The sequence below is a fragment of the Pseudomonas sp. 22515 genome, from assembly GCF_052044625.1.
Taxonomy (GTDB): Bacteria; Pseudomonadota; Gammaproteobacteria; order Pseudomonadales; family Pseudomonadaceae; genus Aquipseudomonas; species Aquipseudomonas alloputida.
The window spans coordinates 21,913-45,163 of record NZ_JBQENN010000019.1 but is presented as its reverse complement, the minus strand read 5'-3'; the positions used below and the strand labels follow the sequence as shown (position 1 = coordinate 45,163).

Annotated in this window: 22 protein-coding genes; 7 read left to right on the top strand and 15 right to left on the bottom strand. The window is 62.1% G+C overall.

Annotated features, from left to right (window positions below):
- Positions 1-145: 145 nt before the first annotated feature.
- The 9 genes from msrQ to mrcB form a co-directional block, all read right to left on the bottom strand.
- Positions 146-757, bottom strand: a complete 612-nt coding sequence (gene msrQ, locus ACTJJN_RS18220; protein ID WP_012053726.1) for a protein-methionine-sulfoxide reductase heme-binding subunit MsrQ — start codon at positions 755-757, stop codon at positions 146-148.
- Positions 757-1,770 (bottom strand): protein-methionine-sulfoxide reductase catalytic subunit MsrP, encoded by a 1,014-nt coding sequence (gene msrP / locus ACTJJN_RS18215; protein ID WP_017147957.1) that lies wholly within the window; start codon positions 1,768-1,770, stop codon positions 757-759. Before msrP ends, msrQ begins: the two co-directional genes overlap by 1 nt.
- Positions 1,771-1,849: 79 nt before the next feature.
- Positions 1,850-2,701, bottom strand: coding sequence for a CDP-diacylglycerol--serine O-phosphatidyltransferase (gene pssA, locus ACTJJN_RS18210; RefSeq protein ID WP_003250045.1), 852 nt, complete (start codon positions 2,699-2,701; stop codon positions 1,850-1,852).
- Positions 2,702-2,851: 150 nt separating this feature from the next.
- The gene (ilvC, locus tag ACTJJN_RS18205) at positions 2,852-3,868 is read right to left on the bottom strand and encodes a ketol-acid reductoisomerase (RefSeq protein ID WP_003250043.1); all 1,017 of its coding nucleotides are present in this window, start codon (positions 3,866-3,868) and stop codon (positions 2,852-2,854) included.
- Between the two features lie 56 nt (positions 3,869-3,924).
- On the bottom strand, positions 3,925-4,416 hold the full coding sequence (ilvN, locus tag ACTJJN_RS18200; RefSeq protein WP_003250040.1) for an acetolactate synthase small subunit: 492 nt from the start codon (positions 4,414-4,416) through the stop codon (positions 3,925-3,927).
- Position 4,417: 1 nt separating this feature from the next.
- Positions 4,418-6,142, bottom strand: coding sequence for an acetolactate synthase 3 large subunit (locus ACTJJN_RS18195; RefSeq protein WP_003250036.1), 1,725 nt, complete (start codon positions 6,140-6,142; stop codon positions 4,418-4,420).
- Positions 6,143-6,550: 408 nt separating this feature from the next.
- Complete coding sequence (locus ACTJJN_RS18190; RefSeq protein WP_003250034.1) at positions 6,551-6,883, bottom strand: YqcC family protein; 333 nt, start codon at positions 6,881-6,883, stop codon at positions 6,551-6,553.
- Positions 6,883-7,683 carry a tetratricopeptide repeat protein gene (locus ACTJJN_RS18185; RefSeq protein ID WP_012053728.1) on the bottom strand — a complete coding sequence of 267 codons (801 nt, stop codon included), beginning with the start codon at positions 7,681-7,683 and terminating at the stop codon, positions 6,883-6,885. Before ACTJJN_RS18185 ends, ACTJJN_RS18190 begins: the two co-directional genes overlap by 1 nt.
- 15 nt (positions 7,684-7,698) lie before the next feature.
- Positions 7,699-10,020 carry a penicillin-binding protein 1B gene (gene mrcB, locus ACTJJN_RS18180; protein ID WP_012053729.1) on the bottom strand — a complete coding sequence of 774 codons (2,322 nt, stop codon included), beginning with the start codon at positions 10,018-10,020 and terminating at the stop codon, positions 7,699-7,701.
- Positions 10,021-10,135: 115 nt separating this feature from the next.
- Between mrcB and ACTJJN_RS18175 the strand changes: the two genes are divergently transcribed.
- Both ACTJJN_RS18175 and ACTJJN_RS18170 read left to right on the top strand, forming a co-directional pair.
- Complete coding sequence (locus ACTJJN_RS18175; RefSeq protein ID WP_440781488.1) at positions 10,136-11,698, top strand: AAA family ATPase; 1,563 nt, start codon at positions 10,136-10,138, stop codon at positions 11,696-11,698.
- 143 nt (positions 11,699-11,841) lie between these two features.
- Entirely contained in the window at positions 11,842-12,120 is a 279-nt protein-coding gene (locus tag ACTJJN_RS18170; protein ID WP_010955337.1) for a TfoX/Sxy family protein, read from the top strand.
- Positions 12,121-12,300: 180 nt separating this feature from the next.
- On the opposite strand, the gene ACTJJN_RS18165 is transcribed toward ACTJJN_RS18170, so the two are convergent.
- The 4 genes from ACTJJN_RS18165 to ACTJJN_RS18150 form a co-directional block, all read right to left on the bottom strand.
- The gene (locus ACTJJN_RS18165) at positions 12,301-13,185 is read right to left on the bottom strand and encodes a ChaN family lipoprotein (RefSeq protein WP_012053731.1); all 885 of its coding nucleotides are present in this window, start codon (positions 13,183-13,185) and stop codon (positions 12,301-12,303) included.
- Positions 13,186-13,289: 104 nt separating this feature from the next.
- Positions 13,290-14,057 carry a heme ABC transporter ATP-binding protein gene (locus ACTJJN_RS18160; RefSeq protein WP_003250021.1) on the bottom strand — a complete coding sequence of 256 codons (768 nt, stop codon included), beginning with the start codon at positions 14,055-14,057 and terminating at the stop codon, positions 13,290-13,292.
- Complete coding sequence (locus tag ACTJJN_RS18155; RefSeq protein WP_178085903.1) at positions 14,057-15,040, bottom strand: FecCD family ABC transporter permease; 984 nt, start codon at positions 15,038-15,040, stop codon at positions 14,057-14,059. The genes ACTJJN_RS18160 and ACTJJN_RS18155 overlap by 1 nt, the downstream gene beginning before the upstream one ends.
- Positions 15,041-15,090: 50 nt before the next feature.
- On the bottom strand, positions 15,091-15,975 hold the full coding sequence (locus tag ACTJJN_RS18150) for a heme/hemin ABC transporter substrate-binding protein (protein ID WP_192907668.1): 885 nt from the start codon (positions 15,973-15,975) through the stop codon (positions 15,091-15,093).
- Positions 15,976-16,123: 148 nt separating this feature from the next.
- On the opposite strand from ACTJJN_RS18150, the gene ACTJJN_RS18145 reads away from it, so the two are divergent.
- Positions 16,124-16,441 carry a Rieske (2Fe-2S) protein gene (locus ACTJJN_RS18145; protein WP_012053734.1) on the top strand — a complete coding sequence of 106 codons (318 nt, stop codon included), beginning with the start codon at positions 16,124-16,126 and terminating at the stop codon, positions 16,439-16,441.
- Here the strand turns inward: ACTJJN_RS18145 and sfsA are convergent.
- The gene (sfsA, locus tag ACTJJN_RS18140; RefSeq protein WP_012053735.1) at positions 16,431-17,144 is read right to left on the bottom strand and encodes a DNA/RNA nuclease SfsA; all 714 of its coding nucleotides are present in this window, start codon (positions 17,142-17,144) and stop codon (positions 16,431-16,433) included. The genes ACTJJN_RS18145 and sfsA overlap by 11 nt on opposite strands.
- Positions 17,144-18,316: a pyridoxal phosphate-dependent aminotransferase gene (locus ACTJJN_RS18135; RefSeq protein ID WP_012053736.1), complete on the bottom strand. Its 1,173-nt coding sequence runs from the start codon at positions 18,314-18,316 to the stop codon at positions 17,144-17,146. The genes sfsA and ACTJJN_RS18135 overlap by 1 nt, the downstream gene beginning before the upstream one ends.
- Positions 18,317-18,526: 210 nt before the next feature.
- Between ACTJJN_RS18135 and dksA the strand changes: the two genes are divergently transcribed.
- The 4 genes from dksA to ACTJJN_RS18115 all read left to right on the top strand — a co-directional run bounded on the left by dksA (position 18,527) and on the right by ACTJJN_RS18115 (position 23,248).
- Positions 18,527-18,973, top strand: a complete 447-nt coding sequence (gene dksA, locus ACTJJN_RS18130; RefSeq protein ID WP_003250009.1) for an RNA polymerase-binding protein DksA — start codon at positions 18,527-18,529, stop codon at positions 18,971-18,973.
- Positions 18,974-19,036: 63 nt separating this feature from the next.
- Complete coding sequence (gene gluQRS / locus ACTJJN_RS18125) at positions 19,037-19,924, top strand: tRNA glutamyl-Q(34) synthetase GluQRS (RefSeq protein ID WP_003250007.1); 888 nt, start codon at positions 19,037-19,039, stop codon at positions 19,922-19,924.
- 188 nt (positions 19,925-20,112) lie between these two features.
- Positions 20,113-20,289: a hypothetical protein gene (locus ACTJJN_RS18120; protein ID WP_003250005.1), complete on the top strand. Its 177-nt coding sequence runs from the start codon at positions 20,113-20,115 to the stop codon at positions 20,287-20,289.
- On the top strand, positions 20,273-23,248 hold the full coding sequence (locus tag ACTJJN_RS18115) for a sensor histidine kinase (RefSeq protein WP_012053738.1): 2,976 nt from the start codon (positions 20,273-20,275) through the stop codon (positions 23,246-23,248). The genes ACTJJN_RS18120 and ACTJJN_RS18115 overlap by 17 nt, the downstream gene beginning before the upstream one ends.
- Positions 23,249-23,251: the final 3 nt, after the last annotated feature.

Here is a 23,251-nt window from a genome sequence, read left to right as displayed (position 1 = left end):
GCGGCGCTCGATCTCATAGGCGGTGAATGTCTCAAGCCGGACGCGCGCGGCGCCCGATCTCGCAGGCGCCAGAGAAACAAAGGCGGGCACCCTCCCACAGCCATTGCTATCTCAAGACAGGCCCTTGGCAGCCCCCATCCCTCTCTCAAACCGCCCTACCCTGCTTCCTGGCAACCCTGGGAAGAGCCCGCGCAACAGCAGGTATCCGCAATACCATCAACACAGCCCCAATAAACGCATAGATCGCCCATTCCCGAAGGTCGGAACGCACGATCCACAGGAAATGCAGCAAGCCCAACCCAAGCACCGCGTACACCAACCTGTGCAGCTTCCTCCACCGCGCGCCCAGCCGCCGTTGGCTGTACCGGTTCGAGGTGACCGCCAGCGCCAGCAACCCCAGGAACCCCAGCGCCCCCACAATAATGTAGGGGCGCTTGCGCAACTCCACCGCCAACTGCCCCCAATCCAGCCCTAGAATAAAAAACAGGTAGGCCAGAATATGCAGCACTATATAGGCGAACACCCATAACCCCAGCTGCCGGCGAACCACGATCCAGCCAGACCAGCCCGTCAGCTTCTGCAGTGGCGTCATGCTCAAGGTCACCAACAGGAAGGTAAGCGCCCCAAGCCCAAGACGATCCATCATGATCTTCCCGGGATCAGGCCCCAGCAGGTTCATCGCCGCTTCATATAGCCACCACACCGGGAACAGGCAGCCTACGACAAAGATGGCCAAGCGAAACCAGGGGTAACGCATCAGTAGTTCTTCCGCAGATCGAGCCCGGTATACAGCGACGCCACTTCATCGGCATAGCCATTGAACATCTGTGTCTCCCGCACGTTGGGGCTGAACAACCCGCTGGGCAAACGACGTTCGCGCGCCTGGCTCCAGCGCGGGTGGTCGACTGTCGGGTTCACATTGGCATAGAAACCATATTCATCCGGCGCCAGCCCTTCCCAGGTAGTGCCGGGCTGCTCCGCGACCAGGCTGATGCGCACAATCGACTTGATGCTCTTGAAGCCATACTTCCAAGGCACCACCAAACGCAACGGCGCACCGTTTTGGTTGGGCAGTTCCCGGCCGTACATACCCACTGCGAGAATTGCCAGCGGGTGCATCGCCTCATCCAGGCGCAACCCTTCTCTATAAGGCCAGTCGATCAAGGCGAAGCCAGAACGTTGCCCCGGCATATGCTGCGGATCCTTCAGCGTTTCGAAACGCACATAACGCGCACTGGAAGTCGGCTCGACCTGCTTGAGCACCTGAGCCAAAGGGAACCCCAGCCACGGAATGACCATCGACCACGCCTCTACGCAGCGCAGCCGATAGATCCGCTCCTCAAGCTGATAGGGTTTGACGAAGTCCTCCAGTGCATAGCGTCCGGGCTTGCCCACTTCACCATCCACCACAATGGACCACGGTTCGGTCTTCAGGCTGTCGCCATTGGCCGCCGGGTCGCCCTTGTCGGGCCCGAACTCGTAGAAGTTGTTGTAGTGAGTGGCATCCTTGAACGGCGTAATCGCCTCGTCCTTCACCGTCACCGCTTGCCAGCGCGTGGCCGCGAGCTTGTCAGTGAACCAGGCCGGCGCGGCTCCAGCCTGCACATCGGCATAACGCGACCCTTGCGCCGCGCCCACCCCGCCCGGCAATGCGCCTAGCGCCAAGCCAGCCAATGAGCCACCCAGCAGGGTACGACGGGAAAGGTAAATGCCTTCGGGGGTGATCTCCGACGCCTTGCACTCGGAAGACCTGGGAAGCTTGATAAGCATGAACGGCTCCATAGCACTGAGTAACGGATGTACCAGTAAGACTATGGAGCCGTGAGGTTATTCCAGCGTTAAGTGATTCTCACGCTTTGCGACGGCGTGCCTTCAGCAGGAACTGGATCGGCCCCGATGCTGCATAGGCGAGGAAGATCAACAGCAGGATACGCGGCGGGTCGCTGAACACGACGGCAAACACCAGCACCACAGCCAGGATCGCCACGAACGGGACGCGCCCCTTGAGGTCCAGCTCCTTGAAACTGTTGTACTTGATGTTGCTGACCATCAGCATGCCAGCAGCAGCCACCAGCAGCGCGACCAGGAACGACAGCTTGGAGCCCTGGATGCCGTAGTCGCTGAACGCCCATACGGTGCCCGCCACCACACCTGCGGCAGCCGGGCTGGCCAGGCCGATGAAGTAGCGCTTGTCGGCGGTACCGACCTGGGTATTGAAGCGCGCCAGGCGCAACGCGGCACCGGCCACATAGATGAAGGCAACCATCCAGCCGACCTTGCCCATGTCACCCAGCGCCCAACCGAAGGCCAGCAAAGCCGGGGCCACACCAAAGGCGACCATATCCGACAGCGAGTCATACTCGGCACCGAAGGCACTCTGGGTATTGGTCATGCGCGCAACGCGGCCGTCCAGGCCATCGAGCACCATGGCCACGAAGATGGCGATAGCGGCAAAAGCGAAGTACTTGCTCGCCTCGCGCGGGTCGCCGGCACTCAGGGCGCTCTGTGCGCTCATCGAGCTGATGATGGAATAGAAACCGGCAAACAGGTTGGCGGTGGTAAACAGGTTGGGCAGCAGGTAGATGCCGCGGTGGCGCACCTTGCGGCCTTCGGCGTCATGCCCTTCTTCAACGTGCTCATCGACAGGTAGCAGGCTTTCGGCGTCGGAGGGCTTGTTCGGCTCTTCGGGACGTTCGCTCATGGAGGGTACCTTGCAACAGGATGGAAAATGTTCGACACGGGCCCGCGAAACAGGTTCTGACAGCGAGCCACTGGTCTGCTTTATACCAGAAGCTGGATGCCAGAACGAAAAAACGCGGCCGAAGCCGCGTTTTTCATCTTTCGATAAGACTTAGTTCTTGGTCTTGTCGACGATTTTGTTAGCCGAGATCCACGGCATCATCGAGCGCAGCTGCTCGCCGATGATTTCGATGCCGTGAGCGGCGTTGTTGCGGCGCTTGGCGGTCATCGATGGGTAGTTGGTAGCACCTTCGGAGATGAACATCTTCGCGTACTCGCCGTCCTGGATGCGCTTCAGGGCATTGCGCATGGCCTTGCGGGATTCTTCGTTGATGACTTCCGGGCCAGTGACGTACTCACCGTACTCGGCGTTGTTGGAGATCGAGTAGTTCATGTTGGCGATGCCGCCTTCGTACATGAGGTCTACGATCAGTTTCAGTTCGTGCAGGCACTCGAAGTAGGCCATTTCCGGCGCGTAGCCAGCTTCGACCAGGGTTTCGAAACCGGCTTTGACCAGCTCGACGGTACCGCCACACAGAACAGCCTGCTCACCGAACAGGTCGGTTTCAGTTTCGTCCTTGAAGGTGGTTTCGATGATACCGGTACGGCCACCACCCACGCCCGAAGCGTAGGACAGTGCGACGTTCTTGGCGTTGCCGGAAGCGTCCTGGTAGATAGCGATCAGGTCAGGGATGCCGCCGCCTTTGACGAACTCGGAGCGAACGGTGTGGCCCGGGGCTTTCGGCGCGATCATGATCACGTCGAGGTCGGCACGCGGAACAACCTGGTTGTAGTGGATCGAGAAACCGTGAGAGAAGGCCAGGGTAGCGCCCTTCTTGATGTTCGGCTCGATTTCGTTCTTGTACAGAGCACCCTGGAACTCGTCCGGGGTCAGGATCATGACCAGGTCAGCCGCAGCGACAGCGGTAGCAACATCGGCAACTTTCAGGCCGTGGGCTTCAGCCTTGGCAACGGTAGCCGAACCTTTACGCAGACCGACGGTAACGTCTACACCGGAGTCTTTCAGGTTGCACGCCTGAGCGTGGCCCTGGGAGCCGTAACCGATGATGGCGACTTTCTTACCCTGGATGATGGAAAGGTCGCAGTCTTTATCGTAGAAAACTTTCATGAAAATACCCCTGGTTATATCTCGGCCCCTGCGGAGCCATCGCTAATTTTTTGGATTTAGATGCTGAGCACTTTGTCGCCACGGGCAATGCCGGTAACGCCGCTGCGCACGGTTTCCAGAATCGATGCAGTGCCGATCGCCTGGATGAAGCTGTCCAGTTTGTCGCTGGTACCGCTCAGCTGCACGGTGTACACGCTGGCGGTCACGTCGACGATCTGGCCACGGAAGATATCCGTGGTGCGCTTGATCTCGGCACGCTGGGCACCGGTGGCCTTGACCTTGACCAGCATCAGTTCACGCTCGATGTGAGCGCTTTCCGACAGGTCGACAAGCTTGACCACTTCGACCAGCTTGTTCAGGTTCTTGGTGATCTGTTCGATCACTTCGTCATGGCCAACGGTGGTCAGCGTCAGACGCGACAGGGTCGGGTCTTCGGTTGGCGCTACAGTCAGGCTTTCAATGTTGTAGTTGCGCTGGGAGAACAGGCCGACCACGCGGGACAACGCACCTGGTTCGTTTTCCAGCAGCAGGGAAATGATGTGCCGCATATCAGGTACGCTCCGTCTTGCTCAGCCACATGTCACGCATCGAGCCATCCTTGATCTGCATCGGATAGACGTGCTCACTGCGGTCAACCGCGATGTCGATGAACACCAGACGGTCCTTCATCGCAAACGCTTCTTCCAGCTTCGGCTTGAGGTCCTTCAGGCTGGTGATGCGGATACCCACATGGCCATAGGCCTCGGCCAGCTTGATGAAGTCAGGCAGCGACTCGACGTACGAGTGCGAGTGACGACCGTTGTAGGCCATGTCCTGCCACTGGCGGACCATGCCCAGCACACCGTTGTTCAGGTTGACGATCTTCACCGGCAGGCCGTATTGCATGCAGGTGGACAGCTCCTGGATGTTCATCTGGATGCTGCCTTCGCCGGTCACACAGGCCACGTCCTGATCCGGGAAGTTGAGCTTGACGCCCATCGCCGCCGGGAAGCCGAAGCCCATGGTGCCCAGGCCACCGGAGTTGATCCAGCGGTTTGGCTTGTTGAAGCGGTAGTACTGCGCGGCAAACATCTGATGCTGGCCCACGTCGGAAGTGACGAAGGCATCGCCATTGGTCACTTCACACAGTGTCTCGATGACTTTTTGCGGTTTGATGACGTTGCCATCGCCCTTGTCGTAAGGGAACAACTCGCCATTGCCACGCCATTCGTCAATCTGCTTCCACCAGGCATCCAGCGAAGCCTTGTCAGGCTGCTCGCCGATTTCCTTGAGGATGCCGAGCATTTCGCTGAGCACGCTGTCGACCGGGCCGACGATTGGCACGTCGGCCTTGATCATCTTCGAGATCGACGCCGGGTCGATGTCGATGTGGATGATCTTGGCGTTCGGGCAGAACTTGGCCGGACCGTTTACAACGCGGTCGTCGAAACGCGCACCGACGGCAAAAATGACGTCGGCATTGTGCATGGCCATGTTGGCGGTGTAGCTGCCATGCATGCCAAGCATGCCGAGGAACTGGCGGTCGGTCCCCGGGAAGCCACCCAACCCCATCAGGGTATTGGTGACCGGCAGGTTCAGCGACTTGGCAATTTCAGTCAGGGCTTCGGAGCCACCGCCGAGGATCACACCGCCACCGGAGTAGACGACCGGGCGCTTGGCCGCCAGAAGCATCTCGGCAGCCTTGCGGATCTGGCCGGAGTGACCGCGGACCGCCGGGCTGTAGGAGCGCAGCTTGACCTTTTTCGGGTAGACGTATTCGAACTTCTCAGCCGGGTTGGTCATATCTTTTGGAATGTCGACCACGACTGGACCTGGACGACCGGATTGCGCCAGGTAGAAAGCTTTTTTCAGAACTTCAGGGATCTCGGTCGGATTCTTGATCATGAAGCTGTGCTTCACGATCGGCCGCGAGATACCGATCATGTCAGTTTCCTGGAAGGCATCGGTGCCCACCATGGTGCTAGGCACCTGGCCGGACAGGATGACCATCGGAATCGAGTCCATGTAGGCGGTGGCAATACCGGTAATGGCATTGGTCGCGCCAGGACCGGAGGTTACCAGCACCACACCGGCCTTGCCGGTGGCGCGAGCGTAGCCGTCCGCCATATGGGTGGCCGCCTGCTCGTGACGAACCAGGATGTGTTCCACTTCCGGTTCTTTGAACAAAGCGTCGTAAACATGCAGGAGAGCACCACCAGGGTACCCGTAGATGTGCTTAACGCCTTCGTCACGCAAAAAGCGGACGACCATCTCAGCGCCAGATAAAAGCTCCACGTTGTTCACCTCTAAAACGCCAGAATACCGCCCTCACTGGACGGGTCTTAATAGGTTTACTGCCAAGCAGAGCATGAGCGAACGTCAGCACTGACTGAGCAAGTATTGGGAAATCCCCAGAGTGTTGCGGGGGTTTCCCACCCAGCGCGAGGTAACGCGTTGCGGGGTGTAACAGGTCGGCGCGGGTGTGCACCTCATGATCTGCTTAGCGGGTCTGCTTCTGGCAGTCCCTCTACAGCGGAAGTTGGATTCTTGTGATTCGGCGCCAACAAGTCAAGAAAAATTATTGCCAATTTTTCCCCAAGATGAATTCCTGCCACCACTAAAAATCGCTTCAGCAGCAGAATTAAGAAGATTTCCAAAAAAAAGGGCCACAATCTGCGGCCCTTGACGGAAAAACTGAAGAAATCAGGCGGAAGGAGCGATCAATTGGTCAAAAGCTGCCAACAGGCGGCGTAGCTCACGACTTTGCTCCGGCCGGTCGGTAAACACGGTTTCGGCCATGACAAGGATGCTCGATGCGTTGGGCAGCGGGTGGCCCAGCTCGATGATGATCTTCATGCGTGGCAGGAAGATCCATTGCAGCCACTGCTCAAAACTGAGGGTATCCACGGCGAACGGCACCGTACTGGCCAGTGCCTCGTCGCTTGGCGGCTCGTCATCCCACCAGCCTTGCACCTGCAGCTCACGCTCGATCAAGAGCAGGTGGTCGGCAATATCCAGCACGCGTTGCTCGATCATCACGAATTGACCCGCGCCTTTTGCCGGGCCAGCGCAGCGCCGGCGCTGTCACCCTGCTTTTCACGGGCCTGGGCGATCGTGTTCCAAAGCTCTGCCTGCAGGCTTGGGCGGCCGTTGGCGTAGGTCAGGGCGCGGCGCGCCAACTGCTCGGCCTGCGCCGCATCACCTTGCGAGAGGCGCACCTGGGCCAGGCGATACAGCACCTGCGGCTCACGCGGAGCAATGCGCTGGGCACGCTCCAGGCTCGAGGCGGCACCGTTGAAGTCGCCACTGCCCTGCTGCGTCTTCGCAGTGGTCAGCAGTGCCAGCACAGGACCGTCCAGCTGCTCGTCGGCCGACAGGCCACCGGTGGCGGTGCTGCGCGGAATACCGGTTGGCGCACTGGCACTTTGCGGGGTGCTGTTCATCGCGGCAATGTCGAAGGGTTCATCGGCAATCGGGTTTGGATTGGTGGTCATCGGCGCCGAACTGACAGGTCCTGTACTGATCGGCCCCGGGGTGATCGGCGAGGTACTGATCGGCGCAGCGCCATTGCCCGCCGGGAATGTCTGGATGCCCGATGCGCCTGCGCCCTGCGGGATCATCACGGTGACACCGGAATCCTCCGGCAGCGTCTGCGCCTGGGCGGTGCCGGTGTTATAGCCACCCGCCGAGCGGTTGGCCGTCACGCGTTCGCTGTTGGACACGCGGGTGCTCGAGTCGACCACCGGAATATTGCCACGCGGGACGCTGGAGCACCCCTGGAGCACAGCCAACGCCGTCACGGCAGGAAACAGCCACTTGTTCACGTCACACCTCATCAATGCAGCCTGTGCTTAATTCATCCAGCCCTTGACCCAGTCCATGACCGATTCGACTGGGTCCTGCTCGCCGCCACAGGTTGCGCCGGCCGGCGGCTCACTCCCGCGAATATACGGCATCTGCACCGCTCCCGGACAGCTGGCATCAGACCCATGGCCACTGTAGGGGTCGATCCAGGCCTGCACCACGTTGTCAGGTTGCGGCATATCCAGCGGCAGCGGGTCGGCCTTCTTCATGAAGCTGGTCCACACCTGCAAGGCGCCGGTGGCGCCGGTAAACGGTGTCTTGCCGTTATCGTCACGGCCCATCCACACCACGGCCAGCAGATCCTGACTGAAGCCGGAGAACCAGCTGTCACGCGAGTCGTTACTGGTACCGGTCTTGCCCGCCAGGGTCAGCGAGCGTGGCAAGGTGTTGTACACCGAACGCCCTGTACCTTCGCGCATTACACGCTGCATGGCGTTCTGCACCAGGTAAATGGCACCCGGGTCGAAGGTTTGCTGGATCTGGAACGGGTAGCGCTTGAGCGGCTCGCCCTCGGCGGTGAGCACGCTGCGGATACCGCGCATCGGCGTGTTGAAGCCGCCGTTGGCGATGGTCTGGTACATGGTTGCGACCTGCATCGGCGACATGCCACCCGCCCCCAGCAACATGGCCGGGAACGCTGGCCAGTCGACATTCACGCCCAAGCGACCAATGGTCTTGATCACGTTCGGCACACCCACTTCCAGGCCGAGCTTGGCGGTCGACAGGTTGTAAGAGTTGGCCAGCCCCTGGTACAGGTAGATCGTGCCATGCGGGCGGCGGTCATAGTTTTGCGGGCGCCAGACCTGGCCGTCAGCCCCTTTGACCGAAAATGGCTCGTCCTGCACCCAACTGGTCAGGGTGTACTTGCTCGGCTGCTCCAGCGCAGTCAGGTATACCGACGGTTTGACCAGGGAGCCGATCGGCCGTACAGCATCGATGGCCCGGTTGAAGCCGGCAAAACCTGCCTGGCGGCTACCGATCAGCGCTTGTACTTCACCGGTTTCAGGGTTGGTCACGACCATTGCCGCCTCGACATCGTCTGCCCCCTTGCGGCCCGCCAGGCGCTTGAAGGTCTCGCTCATCGAGGTTTCGGCCTTCATCTGCAGGATAGGGTCGAAGCTGGTAAAGATGCGCAGGCCTTCTTCGGTCAAGTCTTCGTCGCGGTAATCCTGGCGCAACTGTCGCTTGACCAGGTCGAGGAAGGCAGGGAACGAGCTGTCGGCCAGGCTGCCACGCTTGGTCACGCCCAGCGGCATTTTCTTCGCCGCATCGACTTCTGCCTGGCTGGCCACGCCCTGCTCGGCCACCAGGTCGAGCACCAGGTTGCGGCGAGCCAAGGCACGCTCGGGGTGACGCCGCGGGTTGTAGTAGGACGGGCCTTTGACCATGCCCACCAGCAGGGCGATCTGATGCAGTTTCAGCTCGGACAGCGGCTGGCTGAAGAAGAACTGACTCGCCAGACCAAAGCCGTGCACCGCGCGTTGACCGTCCTGGCCGACGAACACCTCGTTGAGGTAAGCCTCAAGGATTTCGCGCTTGTCGTAGTGCAGTTCGAGCAGGACCGCCATCATCGCCTCGGTCAGCTTGCGGCTGAGGCTGCGCTCGCTGCTGAGGTAGAAGTTCTTCACCAACTGCTGGGTCAGGGTACTGCCACCCTGGCGCATCGAGCCGGACGACGTGTTGACCCACATGGCCCGGACGATGGACTTTGGCGACACGCCGAAGTGACTGTAGAACTCGCGGTCTTCCGTGGCCACCAAGGTTTCGAGCAGATATTTGGGTACCTGATCGATCTTGATCAGGATGCGGTCTTCGAGATTTTTCGGATAGATGCCGCCGATCATCAGCGGCTCCAGCCGCACCACGTCAAGCGCCTTGCCGTTGGCACCGGAAAGGCCCGCAACGTAATCGCCAGAGAAGCGTACACGGACGAACTGCGCCGGCTCCATGCCCTCGTAGAACTGGAAGCCACGGGTATTGAGGTCGACGGTATTGCCGCTGACGGACGCAGCGCCCGGGCCGTTGGCCGCGTTTTCGCGACGGTAACCGAGCGCATCGAGCTCGGTGAGGAAGTCGTTCTTGCTCAACTTCTGGCCGGTGAACAGCTCCAGCGGTCGGGCATACACTTTGGCCGGGATGGTCCAGCGCTTGCCGGAGAACTTTTCCTGGACGACGGCATCGAGGTAAACCGCGAAGCCGGCGACGATCACCAGGCCAACCAGGCTGAGCTTCAAAGCCCAGCCCAGCCAGGCGCGGGAGCGGCCGGTCGGGCGTTTCTGAGGGGTGCGGGAATTTCGGGTTCGGGTCATGGCGGCGGATTATACGCACTTTATAAAGGCTGGGCAGACGGCCCGGCGGTAGGCAGGGACGGCACCATTGACCATAATGGCGCATTCGAATTCCCTTGCCCCGGAAGGATTTGCCGTGAGCCAAGCTCTTATTACTGCGTTGCAGAACCCTGCCCTGTACCCTCACCCCGTGGAGGGGTTTCAGCTCATCGAGACGCATATCTCCTGGGTCCTGCTCACTGGCGAATACGCCTACAAGATCAAGAAACCGATGAATTTCGGCTTCCTGGACTTCACCGGACTGGACCAGCGCCAGCATTTCTGTAACGAAGAATTGCGCCTGAACCAACGCCTGACCGAAGGCCTGTACCTGGAAGTGTTGCCCATCACCGGTAGCGTCGACGCACCGCAGATCGGTGGCGAAGGCGTAGCCATCGAGTACGCGCTGAAGATGCGCCAGTTCCCCCAAGGGCAGATGCTCAACACCCTGCAGGCCAATGGCGAACTGAACGCCACGCACATCGACCAGATGGCCCGGCAGATTGCCGATTTTCACCTTCAGGCTCCGCGTGTGCCGATGGAGCACCCGCTGGGCACGCCAGAGAGCGTGATGGCCCCGGTGGAGCAGAACTTCGAGCAAATTCGCCCATTCCTCAGCGACAAAGCCGATCTGCAGCAACTTGACGCCCTGCAGGCCTGGGCCCGCAGCAGCTTCGAGCGCCTGCAAGGGCTGCTGGAAAAGCGCAAGGCCAATGGCTTCATCCGTGAGTGCCACGGTGACATTCACCTGGGCAACGCCACCTTGATCGATGGCAAGGTGGTGATCTTCGATTGCATCGAATTCAACGAGCCTTTCCGACTGACCGACGTCTACGCCGACACCGCCTTCCTGGCCATGGACCTGGAAGACCGTGGCCTGAAGTGCCTGGCCCGACGCTTCATCAGCCAGTACCTGGAACTGACAGGGGACTACGAAGGCCTGGAACTGCTCAACTTCTACAAAGCCTACCGCGCGCTGGTGCGGGCCAAGGTCGCACTGTTCAGCATGCCGGCCGACGCCGATGGCGTGCAACGTGCCACCACCCTGCGCACCTACCGCAACTACGCCAACCTGGCCGAAAGTTACAGCGCCATCCCGTCGCGCCTGCTGGCCATCACCCATGGTGTTTCGGCGGTGGGCAAAAGTCACGTGGCCATGCGCCTGGTCGAGGCCTTGGGTGCAGTGCGCGTGCGTTCGGACGTGGAGCGCAAACGCCTGTTCGGCGAACAACAGCAGGCCGACGCCGGCCAACTGAGCACAGGCATCTATGACCAGGACGCCAGCGCTGCGACCTATCTGCGCCTGCACGAGATAGCTGCGACCGTGCTGCGCGCCGGCTTCCCGGTGGTGCTGGACGCCACCTACCTCAAGCGTGAACAACGCCAGGCTGCGGCAGAGGTTGCCAGCCAGACCGGCGTGCCGTTCCTCATCCTCGACTGCCACGCGCCAGAGGCGGTCATCGCCAGTTGGCTGGAGCAGCGCCAGGCTGAAAACAGCGACCCCTCGGATGCCACGCTGGAGGTGATCAAGGCCCAGCAGGCCAGCCGTGAGGCGCTGGATGCGCAGGAGCTGGTGCACAGCACCCGCGTCGATACCCATGCTGCCGGCAGCATGGATCAAGTGATCGAGCAGATTCGCCAGCGGTTGCCTGGCCTGTAAGTTCGTCATCTTCCCGTGCCTGCCCNCAGGCCGCTCATCACCCGATGGCAAAAAGCCGCATATTTCCCAACGCCCGCTACACTCCTCTCAGACCTGCTCGCGATTTATCCCCCATTCCCGTTCAGCCATCGCAAGGAGGCTCGATGAACGATGAATTGCAGCATCTGAAGAACCTTGGCAAGACGTCTGCGCAGTGGCTGCATGCAGCCGGCATCCACAGTGCATCGGATTTGCGCCGCCTGGGCGCGGTGGGTGCGTACCAGGCCGTGAAGACACGAGGGTTCCGTGCATCGAAGGTGCTGTTGTATGCCATTGAAGGCGCCCTGCTGGACATGCACTGGAACGATTTGCCGCTCGAACGCAAGGAAGCACTCAACCAACAATTGGACGCGAAAAACCCTACGCAAAAAAAACCAAAATAATAGGGGTAAAGGGATTGACGGCTAAATGAGAATTGTTATGATTATCACAACTGGTCGCGAGACTGGTTGGATGAGCTAAGAGCCCCTGGTTCGGACTCTCAGATTATCTCCTCATCAGGCTAATCACGGTTATTGACCCGGCAATTTGCCGGGTCTTTTTTTGCCTGTGCTTTTTCAGGATCAACGCCGCAGCTGCGCACAATAATCCTGCTCCGGCATCGCCGCCGTGTACCACACATAATCAGCCTCGCCAGGCTCGATTCGCTCGCCCACCTCAGCAAGCAGCAATACCTTGCTCTCCCCCGTCGCCCCGAGGTCAGCCAGATGCAAGGGTATGCCCAGGTCCTTGCGCACATGGTAAGCCCCGGCAAACAGCAGTGCCGGTTGCGGTGCCGCCTGCAAGCGCTCGGCCATGCGCCGGTCGCGCTGCTGCTGAACGGCCAGCATCGCCGGTAACTGGTTTTCCGGCAGCATCCCGCAATGCCCGGCGCGCACCTGTTCCAGCAAGGCAGCCTTTACCGCGGGTGCATTGGACTTTTCGCCCTGCACCGGCGCCGGCTGTCGATAGGCCTGACGCATCTCGGCGGGCGAAAGGTTGGCGGCCAGCAACGTCACCCCATGCTGCAAGGCTTCGGTGACAATCGGCCCGTACAACTGCCAATCCCAGCCCTCCTGCCAGGCCAGTGCCTTGGGCAAGTCTTCCGGCAAAGGCTGCCCCACCAGCTTGTCCACCCGCGATTGCTGGCTGGGCTGCAGCATCTCCAGCAACAGGCTGCCCTGAGTGCGCTGGCCTTGAAGAGCGCGCAGCAGCCACAGTTGCAGCGCGTGATGGTCAGGGTTGTCATGCTTCTCGCCGACAAGCACTCGGGGTGCATCAGCCAGGCGCTGCACCAGCGTTTCAGGGCTTATGACCTGCTCATTGGACAGGTCGACAATCTTTCCCAGCTCGGCGTGCGTGCGACCTTCACTGCTCTGCCAGGCGGGCAACGGCGGCAGGCTGGCCTGACAGCCGCCTATCGCCAGTACCAGGCACAGCGAGAAACCGGACAGCATCGGGTGTCGCATCGGCAGTTACTCCATGTCATCCACACTTTCAATGGCCTGCACCGGGGGCGGGCCGGTCGCAAGACAAGGCCACTTTCACAAAGGCCCTGCACGCGTTGAGAACATCAACGGGTGATGATCAGCGGGTGCCCGCGCTCGGGGTGCGCCTGCACCAACACGTCAATACCGTACACCGCCTTCAGTGCCGCTGGGGTCAGTGCCTCTTCGGGCGTGGCAAACGCGTGGCAGCGCCCCTGTTCCAGCAACAGGATACGGTCACAGTAACGTGCTGCCAGGTTCAGGTCATGCAGGATCACCAACACTGCAGCACCGCAGTCGGCGAAGCGGCGTACGGCTTCCAGGGTGGTGTGCTGATGCAGCGGGTCGAGCATTGAGGTCGGCTCGTCGAGCAACAACGTGCTGCCCTCCTCCCCCGGCCATAGTTGCGCCAGCACGCGGGCCAGGTGTACCCGTTGCCGCTCGCCACCGGAAAGCGCCAGGTAGCTGCGCTCTACCAGGTGCCAGGCATCTGCCGCCCGCAACGCCGCTTCGACAATTTCCGCATCGCGCCGCTGACCGGTGCCATGAGGCATGCGCCCCATGCCTACCACTTCCTCCACCCGAAACGAGAAACCCAGGCTGGACACCTGCGGCAACACTGCCAGGCGCCTTGCCCGTTCCTGTCCGGCCCAATCGGCCAGCGGGCGGCCCTGCAGCGTTACCCGCCCGCGGTCGGGCGCCAGTTCACCGCACAGCACACTCAGCAAGCTGCTCTTGCCGGCACCGTTGGGACCGAGCACACCCACGACCTGCCCCGGAGGCAACTGCAGGTGAATGTCGTGCAGCACCTCATTGCTGCCCCTGCGCAGGTACAGGCCCTCTACATGCAACATCAGCCGCGCCCTCGCATCAGCAGGAACAGGAAGAACGGCGCACCAATGAAGGCCGTTACGATACCAATCGGCAGCTCGGCAGGCGCCAGTAGCAGCCGCGCCGCCAGGTCGGCGAACAACATCAGTACACCGCCGGCCAGCAGCGAGGCAGGCAGCACCACACGGTGATCAGGCCCGGCCAGCAGACGTACCAGGTGCGGCACCACCAGGCCGATGAAGCCGATCAACCCGGCTGCCGCCACTGCCGCCCCCACGCCCAGCGCCGTGCAGAACACCAGCTCACGCTTGAGCCGCTCCACGTCAACGCCCAGGTGACGCGCCTCCGACTCACCCAGCAACAGGGCATTCAGCGCCTTGGCCCGGCGCGGCAGCCACACCGCCACCCCTGTCGCCACCAGCAACAATGGCCACAGCCGCTCATAGCTGGCGCCATTGAGGCTGCCAAGGTTCCAGAACGTCAGCGTGCGCAAGGTGGCGTCATCGGCCAGGTAAGAGAACAGCCCCACGGCCGCGCCCCCCAGCGCGGTCATGGCCACGCCAGCCAATAGCATCGTGGCGACGTTGGTCTGGCCATCGCGGCGCCCCAGGCGGTAGACCAGCGCAGTTACCCCAAGCCCGCCGACAAACGCGCAGAACGACAGCAGATAAGGCGCGAAAGCATCCGGCATGCCGCCAAACCAGGCGCCGCCAACAATGGCAACCGCTGCCCCCATCGCAGCGCCGGCGGCAACCCCTACCAGCCCGGGGTCGGCCAGCGGGTTGCGGAACAGCCCCTGCATGCCCACCCCGGACAGCGCCAGCACCGCGCCCACCGCCAACCCCAACAGGGTGCGCGGCAGGCGGATCTGACCAAGGATCATCTCGGCCTGCTGCAGGCCATCTTCGGAAACGGGCAGTCCCAACAGGCGCAGGCCAGCGCGCAGCGTATCGAACATCGGCAGGCTGACTGGCCCCAGCGCCAGTGACAGCCAGATTGCCAACAGGCACAGCAGGCTCAGGCTAATGAACAACGTACGTGGAGAGACCCGCTGTTTCATTGTGCGAAGCTGGCCTGAGCAGCCGGGTAGAAGGTGGCTGCCAGCGACTGCAAGGTCGCCGGTAGCCGAGGCCCGAGCCCGCCGACCAGCAGCGTCGGGTCCAGTGAGACCAGGCGTTTCTCACGCACGGCCCGCGAAGCAGCCAGCGCGGGGTTTTCTTTCAACAGCGCCTGCAAGGCCTGCTCATCGGCCAGCGCCCGGTCGGAAAACACGATCACATCCGGGTCAAGCGCCGCCAAGGCTTCGTTGGAGAAGTTCTTGTAGCCTGGGTGCGCGGCCAGGTTACGCCCACCCGCCTGGTCCAGCAGCCAGTCACCGGCAGTGCCTTGCCCGGCGATCAGCGGCTTGGCCCCGGCATGGCCGACCAGCAGCAACACCCCAGGAGCCTGCTGCCCGGCCTGGGCCAGCTTGACGTTGGCATGCAACGCATCGAGCCGCTGGCGGTAGTCCGCAGCAAGCGCGGACGCTTGCTGCTCTGCACCGAGCAACTGCCCCAGGTGCCTGAGGTTTTCATCTACAGCCGGCAGCTCGGCCTTGCTGGAGAACAACTCGACCCGCACGCCGGCCTTGCGGATTTGCGCCAGTACCGGTGGCGGCCCCATTTCCTCGGTGCCGACCAGCACATCCGGGCGCAGGCTGAGAATGCCCTCGGCCGACAGTTGTCGCTGATAACCCACACTGGGCAAGGCTTTCAACGAGGCCGGGTGCTGACTGGTAGTGTCCACACCGACCAGGCGCGCTTCACCTCCCAATGCGGTTATCCACTCGCTCAAGGCGCCACCCGCGCTGACCCAGCGTTGCGGCAGCTCGGCTGCCAAGGCTTGGGTAGAGAGCACAAGGCTTGCACACAGAGCGAGAAAAGCAGCTGGACGGCGCATCATCGGGTTCCTTCTGAAGGCGGGCTACACGCCTTGTGGCGAGCAGCGGAACTGCGCACCATAGGCAGCCAGGCGCAGCGAATGCGATCAATTTGATAATTATTCGCATTGGAGCGTCAAGCCATCACGTGTTTCACGGGTCATCCTTGCCATGCACTTCCTTTGTACATCCCTCGGCCTGGCCGAGGGCCAAAGCCGCGCCTTCAGCGTAGACGGCCTCGAACTGTTCGGCGTGCGTCGCCAAGGCCAGGTGTACCTGTACCGCAACCGCTGCCCGCACCGGGACATCCCGCTGAACTGGGCAGAGGACGCGTTTCTGGATGACAGCGCCAGCCTCATCCACTGCGCCCATCACGGAGCCCTGTTCCTGATAGAAAGCGGCGAATGCGTGGCAGGCCCCTGCGAGGGTGAGCAGCTGCAGCCCCTGGGCTGCCACGAAGACAGCCAGGGCCTCTGGTTCATGGGGTAAGCAGCACCGGCAAGCGGCGATCGATGACGATACCCTCGGCGTCCAGCCGAGTGCCGTAGGCCAGCACCTCCACCCCGTCCGCTACGGCAGCGCGCAGCGCCTGGGCGTAGGCTGTATCAATTTCTTCAGCCGGGCGCACAGCGTCGATACCGGTCAGGTTCACGCAATACAGCTGCACGGCCCGCACGCCCTGCCGGGCCAGCTTTGCCAGCTCACGCAGGTGTTTCGCACCGCGTTGAGTCACCGCATCAGGGAAGGCCGCAACTGCAGTGTCGGGGTAGCCCAGCGTCACACTCTTGACCTCGACATAGGCCGGGGCACCCTCGAACTCCAGGCGAAAGTCGATACGGCTGCCTTCTTCGCCATAGGCCACTTCACGCTTGAGTGCAGTGAAACCGACCAGTTCAGTGATTGTGCCGGCGCGCAGGGCCTCTTCGACCAACGCATTGGCCCGCCCGGTATTCACGCAGGCCAACCGCCCCTGGGGGGTTTCGCTGATTTCCCAGGTCCCTGGCAGCTTGCGCTTGGGGTCGTTGGAGCGGCTGAACCACACCTGCCCACCTTCACGCATGCAGTTGAGCATGGAGCCGGTATTCGGGCAGTGGATAGTCATCTGCTCGCCGCTGGCCAGTTCGATATCGGCCAGAAAGCGCTTGTAGCGACGCAACAGGCGGCCCTGCTCGAGTGAAGGAGAGAAACGCATCAGCCTTGCCAGCTCTGCAGGCCACGGGCAATACGCTGCACCGCTTCTTCCAGGCGCGGCAGGCTCTGGGTATAAGCGAAGCGCACATGGTGCCCGGCCAGGTGGCGACCGAAGTCCAGGCCCGGCGTGAACGCCACGTGCTCGGTTTCCAGGAAGTGTCGGCAGAATGCGAACGCGTCCCCGCCAAAAGCGCTGATATCGGCATACAGGTAGAACGCGCCTTGCGGCTCGACGGCGATGCGGAAGCCCAGTTCACGCAGGGCGGGCAGCAGGTAGTCGCGACGGCGGGCGAATTCGGCGCGGCGCTCTTCGAAAATGGCCAGCGCCTCGGGCTGGAAACAGGCCAGCGCGGCATGCTGGGCCATGCTCGGCGCACTGATGTACAGGTTCTGCGCCAGTTTCTCCAGGTCGGCGACCGCACCGGGCGGGGCCACCAACCAGCCAAGGCGCCAACCGGTCATGCCGAAATACTTGGAAAAACTATTTAGGACGAATGCCGAGTCGTCGACTTCCAGCACGCTCGGCGCGTCCATGCCATAGGTGAGGCCGTGGTAGATCTCGTCCACCACCAAGTGGCCATGCCGCTCATGGGTGGTTTTGGCCAGGCGGGCCAATGCTTCGCGCCCCAGCACGGTACCGGTCGGGTTAGCCGGCGAAGCGACCAGGGCTCCGACAGTGTCCTTGTCCCAGTAGCGCTCAACCAGGTCGGCAGTCAGCTGGTAGTTCACGTCCGGGCCCACCGGTACCAATTGGGCCCCGCCCTCGACCAGGCGCAGGAAGTGGCGATTGCACGGGTAACCCGGATCGGCCAGCAGCCAGTGCTTGCCCGGGTCCACCAGCAGGCTGCTGGCCAGCAGCAGCGCGCCGGAGCCACCTGGGGTAATAAGGATGCGTTCCGGGTCGATGTTCAGGCCATAGCGCTGCCCATAAAAACCGGCAATTGCCTCACGCAGTGCCGGCAGACCGCGTGCGGCGGTGTAGCGCGTGTGCCCGGCGGCCAGCGCGGCCTGGCCGGCCGCGACGATGGGTGCGGCCGTGGTGAAGTCCGGCTCACCGATTTCCAGGTGGATCACGTCGTGCCCGGCCGCCTGCAGCTCGTTGGCCCGGGCCAGCAGCGCCATGACGTGGAAAGGTTCGATGGCGCGGCTGCGCGCACTGTAGGGTTGGGCCATGACCTTCTCTCAATTGGGTCTAAACTGGAGATTCTACCTCTGCACACCACCGAACGTACCGCTCAGGCCGGTGTCAATTAGCAGGATCGGGCGGGGTAGCGCACCCCCGATCTATCTGGTAAGTTCGGCGGCTCGCAGTCGCAGGGCCGGCGGTCGCCGGAGATGGAGCATCCTGCGCATTGGATCAGATGAGTGAGAGGCGGTCTATTCATGTCCACCCTAGAAAAGCAAAAAGCCAACCAGAATCTTTATGGGGTTGCACCCTATCAGGAGACCAAGGGTGAGGAGTACATGGGTGAGCCCATGCGCAAGCACTTCACCAAGATCCTCACTGGCTGGAAGCAAGAGCTGATGGTCGGCGTCGACAAGACCGTTGACCATATGAAAGAAGAAGCAGCCAACTTCGCAGATCCCGCAGACCGCGCATCCCAGGAAGAGGAGTTTGCCCTCGAACTGCGCAACCGCGACCGCGAGCGCAAGCTGATCAAGAAAATCGATAAAACCCTGCAGAAGATTCAGGACGAAGAGTACGGCTGGTGCGAGTCGTGCGGCATCGAGATCGGCTTGCGCCGCCTGGAAGCCCGCCCTACCGCCGACCTGTGCTTCGACTGCAAGGAAATTGCCGAGAAAAAGGAAAAAACGGTCGGCAAAGGCTGATCTTTCTTCCACCTGAACGGGGCGCATCATGCGCCCCGTTTCATTTATATGCCCAGCCTGACCATGACCGACTCCAGCTACATCGGGCGCTTCGCCCCCACCCCCAGCGGCTTCCTGCACTTCGGCTCGCTGGTCGCCGCCCTCGCCTCCTGGCTCGATGCCCGCGCCGTCAACGGCCGTTGGCTGCTGCGCATGGAAGACACCGACCCGCCCCGGGAAATGCCCGGCGCCCGCGATGCCATCCTTCAGACGCTGGAACGTTATGGCCTGCACTGGGATGGCGAGGTGGTATTCCAGAGCCAGCGCCACGATGCCTATGCTGCCGTGGTAGACCGCCTGTTCAACATGGGCCTGGCGTATGCATGCACCTGCTCGCGCAAGCAACTGGAACGCTACAACGGCATCTACCCGGGCTTTTGCCGTAACGCCGGGCATGCCCGTGAAGGGGCGGCCATCCGCTTGCGGGTGCCAGAGCTGATCTACCGCTTTACCGACCGGGTGCAGGGTGAGTACCAGCAACACCTGGGGCGTGAGGTGGGCGATTTCGTCATCCAGCGTCGTGACGGGTTGTACGCCTACCAGTTGGCCGTGGTGCTGGACGATGCCTGGCAGGGTGTTACCGACATCGTGCGGGGTGCCGACCTGCTCGACAACACTCCGCGCCAGCTGTACCTGCAGGAGTTGCTGGGCTTCTCACAGCCGCGTTACCTGCATATTCCGCTGATCGTGCAGCCGGATGGGCACAAGCTGGGCAAGTCGTACCGTTCACCGCCACTGCAGGCGGAGCATGCTACCCCCCTGCTGCTGCGGGCACTTCGGGCGCTGGGGCAGGAGACAGACCCGGAACTGCTGTTGGCGACGCCGGCAGAGGTGCTGGCAGTCGCGCGCACGCAATGGCGGCCGGAAGCCATCGCGCAGCGGACCACGGTGCCAGAGGCTGATCTGCGCTGAACCTTTACCGGCCTCTTCGCGGGCGCGNGCATGCCCGCGAAAGGGCCGGCACAGGTAAAGCCCCCCTAAAAACAAAAGCCCAATAAATTCAAACCCTTGGCGAACGCTGTGGATTCCCGCTAGCATCCCCCCTGCCATTTGCGCCAATAATAAGTTCAAGCCCGCAGCGCCCAACCATCGAGGCCAGCATGTACATCTATCGTTTGGTCCTGCTTCTGGTCGTGGGGATCTACCTGTTCTCCCCGGCCATCATGGACTGGTGGATCGAACCGACCGGAGCCTGGTACCGCCCCTACCTGCTCTGGCTGATCCTGATCGTCGTCACCTTCATCCTGCAGAGCCAAAGAGATGCCGATGAGCTTTAGCCTGACCCAGATGATCCTGATCAGCGCCGGGTACCTCATGGTGCTGTTCGGCGTGGCCTGGATCAGCGAGCGCGGGCTGATCCCGCGTTCGATCATTCGCCACCCACTCACCTACACCCTGTCGCTGGGCGTCTACGCCAGTGCCTGGGCCTTCTATGGCTCGGTTGGCCTGGCCTACCAGTACGGCTACGGTTTCCTTGCCTGTTACCTGGGGGTGTCTGGCGCATTCCTGCTGGCGCCGGTGCTGCTCTACCCGATCCTCAAGATCACCCGCACCTATCAGCTGTCATCGCTGGCCGACCTGCTGGCCTTCCGCTTCCGCAGTACCTGGGCCGGGGCCTTGACCACCATCATCATGCTGATTGGCGTGCTGCCATTGCTGGCCTTGCAGATCCAGGCGGTGGCCGATTCGATCAGCATCCTTACCGGTGAACCGGTCAAGGCCCGGGTGGCCTTTGCCTTTTGCACGCTGATCATTCTGTTCACCATCTTCTTCGGCTCGCGGCACATCGCCACGCGCGAGAAACATGAGGGGTTGGTTTTCGCCATCGCCTTCGAGTCGGTGATCAAGCTGCTGGCCTTGGGCGGCATCGGCCTGTATGCCTTGTATGGCGTATTCGGCGGCCCGCACGAGCTGGAAGTCTGGCTGTTGCAGAACCAGACCGCCCTTGCCGCCCTGCACACCCCCCTGCAGGAAGGCCCATGGCGCACCCTGCTGCTGGTGTTCTTCGCCTCGGCCATCGTCATGCCGCACATGTACCACATGGCCTTTACCGAAAACCTCAACCCGCGCTCGCTGGTCAGCGCCAGCTGGGGCCTGCCGCTGTTCCTGCTGCTGATGAGTCTTGCCGTGCCGCTGGTGCTGTGGGCCGGCCTGCGCCTGGGCGCCAGCACCAACCCCGAGTACTTCACCCTGGGCCTGGGCATCGCCGCCAACAACCAGGCATTGGCACTGCTGGCCTACATTGGCGGCCTGTCGGCAGCCAGCGGCCTGATCATCGTCACCACCCTGGCGCTGTCGGGCATGGCCCTGAACCACTTGGTGCTGCCGCTTTACCAGCCCCCGGCCGAAGGCAACATCTACCGTTGGCTGAAGTGGACCCGCCGTGCATTGATCGTCGCCATCATCACTGCCGGCTTCATGTTCTACCTGAGCCAGAACTACCACCAGAGCCTGGCCAACCTGGGCATCGTCGCCTTCGTCGCCACCTTGCAGTTCCTGCCTGGGGTGCTGTCGGTACTCTACTGGCCAACCGCCAACCGCCGCGGTTTCATCGCCGGGCTGCTGGCCGGCACTCTGGTGTGGATGGTGACCATGCTGCTGCCGCTTCTCGGCAACTTGCAGGGTTTCTACATCCCGCTGCTGGACATGATCTATGTGCTGGACGACACCAGCTGGCACATGGCAGCCATCGCCTCGTTGGCGGCCAACGTGCTGCTGTTCACCCTGATCTCACTGTTCACCAACGCCAGCACCGAAGAGGTCAGCGCGGCCGAAGCCTGTGCCGTGGATAACGTGCGCCGTCCGCAGCGCCGCGAGCTGCACGCCGCCTCGCCGCAGGAATTCGCCACCCAGCTGGCCAAGCCGCTGGGCGCCAAGGCCGCGCAAAAGGAAGTCGAGCAAGCACTGCGCGACCTCTACCTGCCGTTCGACGAACGCCGCCCCTATGCCCTGCGCCGCCTGCGCGACCGCATCGAAGCCAACTTGTCCGGCCTGATGGGGCCGAGCGTGGCCCAGGACATGGTCGAGACTTTCCTGCCGTACAAGTCCGGCAACGAAAACTACGTGACCGAAGACATCCACTTCATCGAAAGCCGCCTGGAAGACTACCACTCGCGCCTGACCGGGCTGGCCGCCGAACTCGATGCCTTGCGCCGCTACCATCGCCAGACCCTGCAGGAATTGCCCATGGGCGTCTGCTCACTGGCCAAGGACCAGGAAATCCTGATGTGGAACAAGGCCATGGAAGAGCTCACCGGCATCGCCGCCAAGCATGTGGTCGGCTCGCGCCTGGTCACCATCGACGAGCCTTGGCGCGGCCTGCTGCAAGGCTTCATCAACGTGCCCGACGAGCACCTGCACAAACAGCGCCTGGCGCTGGACGGCCAGCCACGCTGGCTGAACCTGCACAAGGCAGCCATCGACGAGCCACTGGCACCCGGTAACAGCGGGCTGGTATTGCTGGTGGAGGACCTTACCGAAACCCAGGCACTGGAAGACAAGCTGGTGCACTCCGAGCGCCTGGCCAGCATCGGCCGACTGGCCGCCGGCGTGGCCCACGAGATCGGCAACCCGATCACCGGCATCGCCTGCCTGGCGCAAAACCTGCGCGAGGAACGCGAAGGCGATGGTGAAATCATCGAGTTGTCCAGCCAGATCCTTGACCAGACCAAGCGCGTATCGCGCATCGTCCAGTCGCTGATGAGCTTCGCCCATGCTGGCGGCAGCCACCAGAACAGCGAGGAACCGGTGTGCCTGGCCGAAGTGGCACAAGACGCCATCGGTCTGCTGGCGTTGAACCGGCGCAATTTCGAAGTACAGTTCTTCAACCTTTGCGACCCGGACCATTGGGCCGAAGGTGACCCGCAGCGCCTGGCCCAGGTGCTGATCAACCTGCTCTCCAACGCCCGCGATGCCTCGCCGCCCGGTAGCGCCGTGCGCGTGCGCAGCGAGGTTAACGAGCACACCGTCGACCTGATCGTCGAAGACGAAGGCAGCGGGATTCCGAAGAACATCATGGACCGCCTGTTCGAACCCTTCTTCACCACCAAGGACCCGGGCGAAGGAACCGGACTGGGGCTCGCTCTGGTCTATTCCATCGTGGAAGAGCATTATGGGCAAATCACCATCGACAGCCCGGCCGATATCGAACGGCAACGTGGCACCCGGATCCGCGTGACCCTGCCCCGGCATGTCGTAGCGACGTCCCCTGAAATTCGAGACCGTCGAGAGAATTGAATC

Bases quoted from the DNA above. Each gene is read 5' to 3' on its own strand.
- msrQ (WP_012053726.1), bottom strand. From the start codon at position 757: ATGCGTTACCCCTGGTTTCGCTTGGCCATCTTTGTCGTAGGCTGCCTG.
- msrP (WP_017147957.1), bottom strand. From the start codon at position 1,770: ATGCTTATCAAGCTTCCCAGGTCTTCCGAGTGCAAGGCGTCGGAGATC.
- pssA (WP_003250045.1), bottom strand. From the start codon at position 2,701: ATGAGCGAACGTCCCGAAGAGCCGAACAAGCCCTCCGACGCCGAAAGC.
- ilvC (WP_003250043.1), bottom strand. From the start codon at position 3,868: ATGAAAGTTTTCTACGATAAAGACTGCGACCTTTCCATCATCCAGGGT.
- ilvN (WP_003250040.1), bottom strand. From the start codon at position 4,416: ATGCGGCACATCATTTCCCTGCTGCTGGAAAACGAACCAGGTGCGTTG.
- ACTJJN_RS18190 (WP_003250034.1), bottom strand. From the start codon at position 6,883: ATGATCGAGCAACGCGTGCTGGATATTGCCGACCACCTGCTCTTGATC.
- ACTJJN_RS18185 (WP_012053728.1), bottom strand. From the start codon at position 7,683: ATGAGGTGTGACGTGAACAAGTGGCTGTTTCCTGCCGTGACGGCGTTG.
- mrcB (WP_012053729.1), bottom strand. From the start codon at position 10,020: ATGACCCGAACCCGAAATTCCCGCACCCCTCAGAAACGCCCGACCGGC.
- ACTJJN_RS18170 (WP_010955337.1), top strand. From the start codon at position 11,842: ATGAACGATGAATTGCAGCATCTGAAGAACCTTGGCAAGACGTCTGCG.
- ACTJJN_RS18165 (WP_012053731.1), bottom strand. From the start codon at position 13,185: ATGCGACACCCGATGCTGTCCGGTTTCTCGCTGTGCCTGGTACTGGCG.
- ACTJJN_RS18160 (WP_003250021.1), bottom strand. From the start codon at position 14,057: ATGTTGCATGTAGAGGGCCTGTACCTGCGCAGGGGCAGCAATGAGGTG.
- ACTJJN_RS18150 (WP_192907668.1), bottom strand. From the start codon at position 15,975: ATGATGCGCCGTCCAGCTGCTTTTCTCGCTCTGTGTGCAAGCCTTGTG.
- ACTJJN_RS18145 (WP_012053734.1), top strand. From the start codon at position 16,124: ATGCACTTCCTTTGTACATCCCTCGGCCTGGCCGAGGGCCAAAGCCGC.
- sfsA (WP_012053735.1), bottom strand. From the start codon at position 17,144: ATGCGTTTCTCTCCTTCACTCGAGCAGGGCCGCCTGTTGCGTCGCTAC.
- ACTJJN_RS18135 (WP_012053736.1), bottom strand. From the start codon at position 18,316: ATGGCCCAACCCTACAGTGCGCGCAGCCGCGCCATCGAACCTTTCCAC.
- dksA (WP_003250009.1), top strand. From the start codon at position 18,527: ATGTCCACCCTAGAAAAGCAAAAAGCCAACCAGAATCTTTATGGGGTT.
- gluQRS (WP_003250007.1), top strand. From the start codon at position 19,037: ATGACCGACTCCAGCTACATCGGGCGCTTCGCCCCCACCCCCAGCGGC.
- ACTJJN_RS18120 (WP_003250005.1), top strand. From the start codon at position 20,113: ATGTACATCTATCGTTTGGTCCTGCTTCTGGTCGTGGGGATCTACCTG.
- ACTJJN_RS18115 (WP_012053738.1), top strand. From the start codon at position 20,273: ATGCCGATGAGCTTTAGCCTGACCCAGATGATCCTGATCAGCGCCGGG.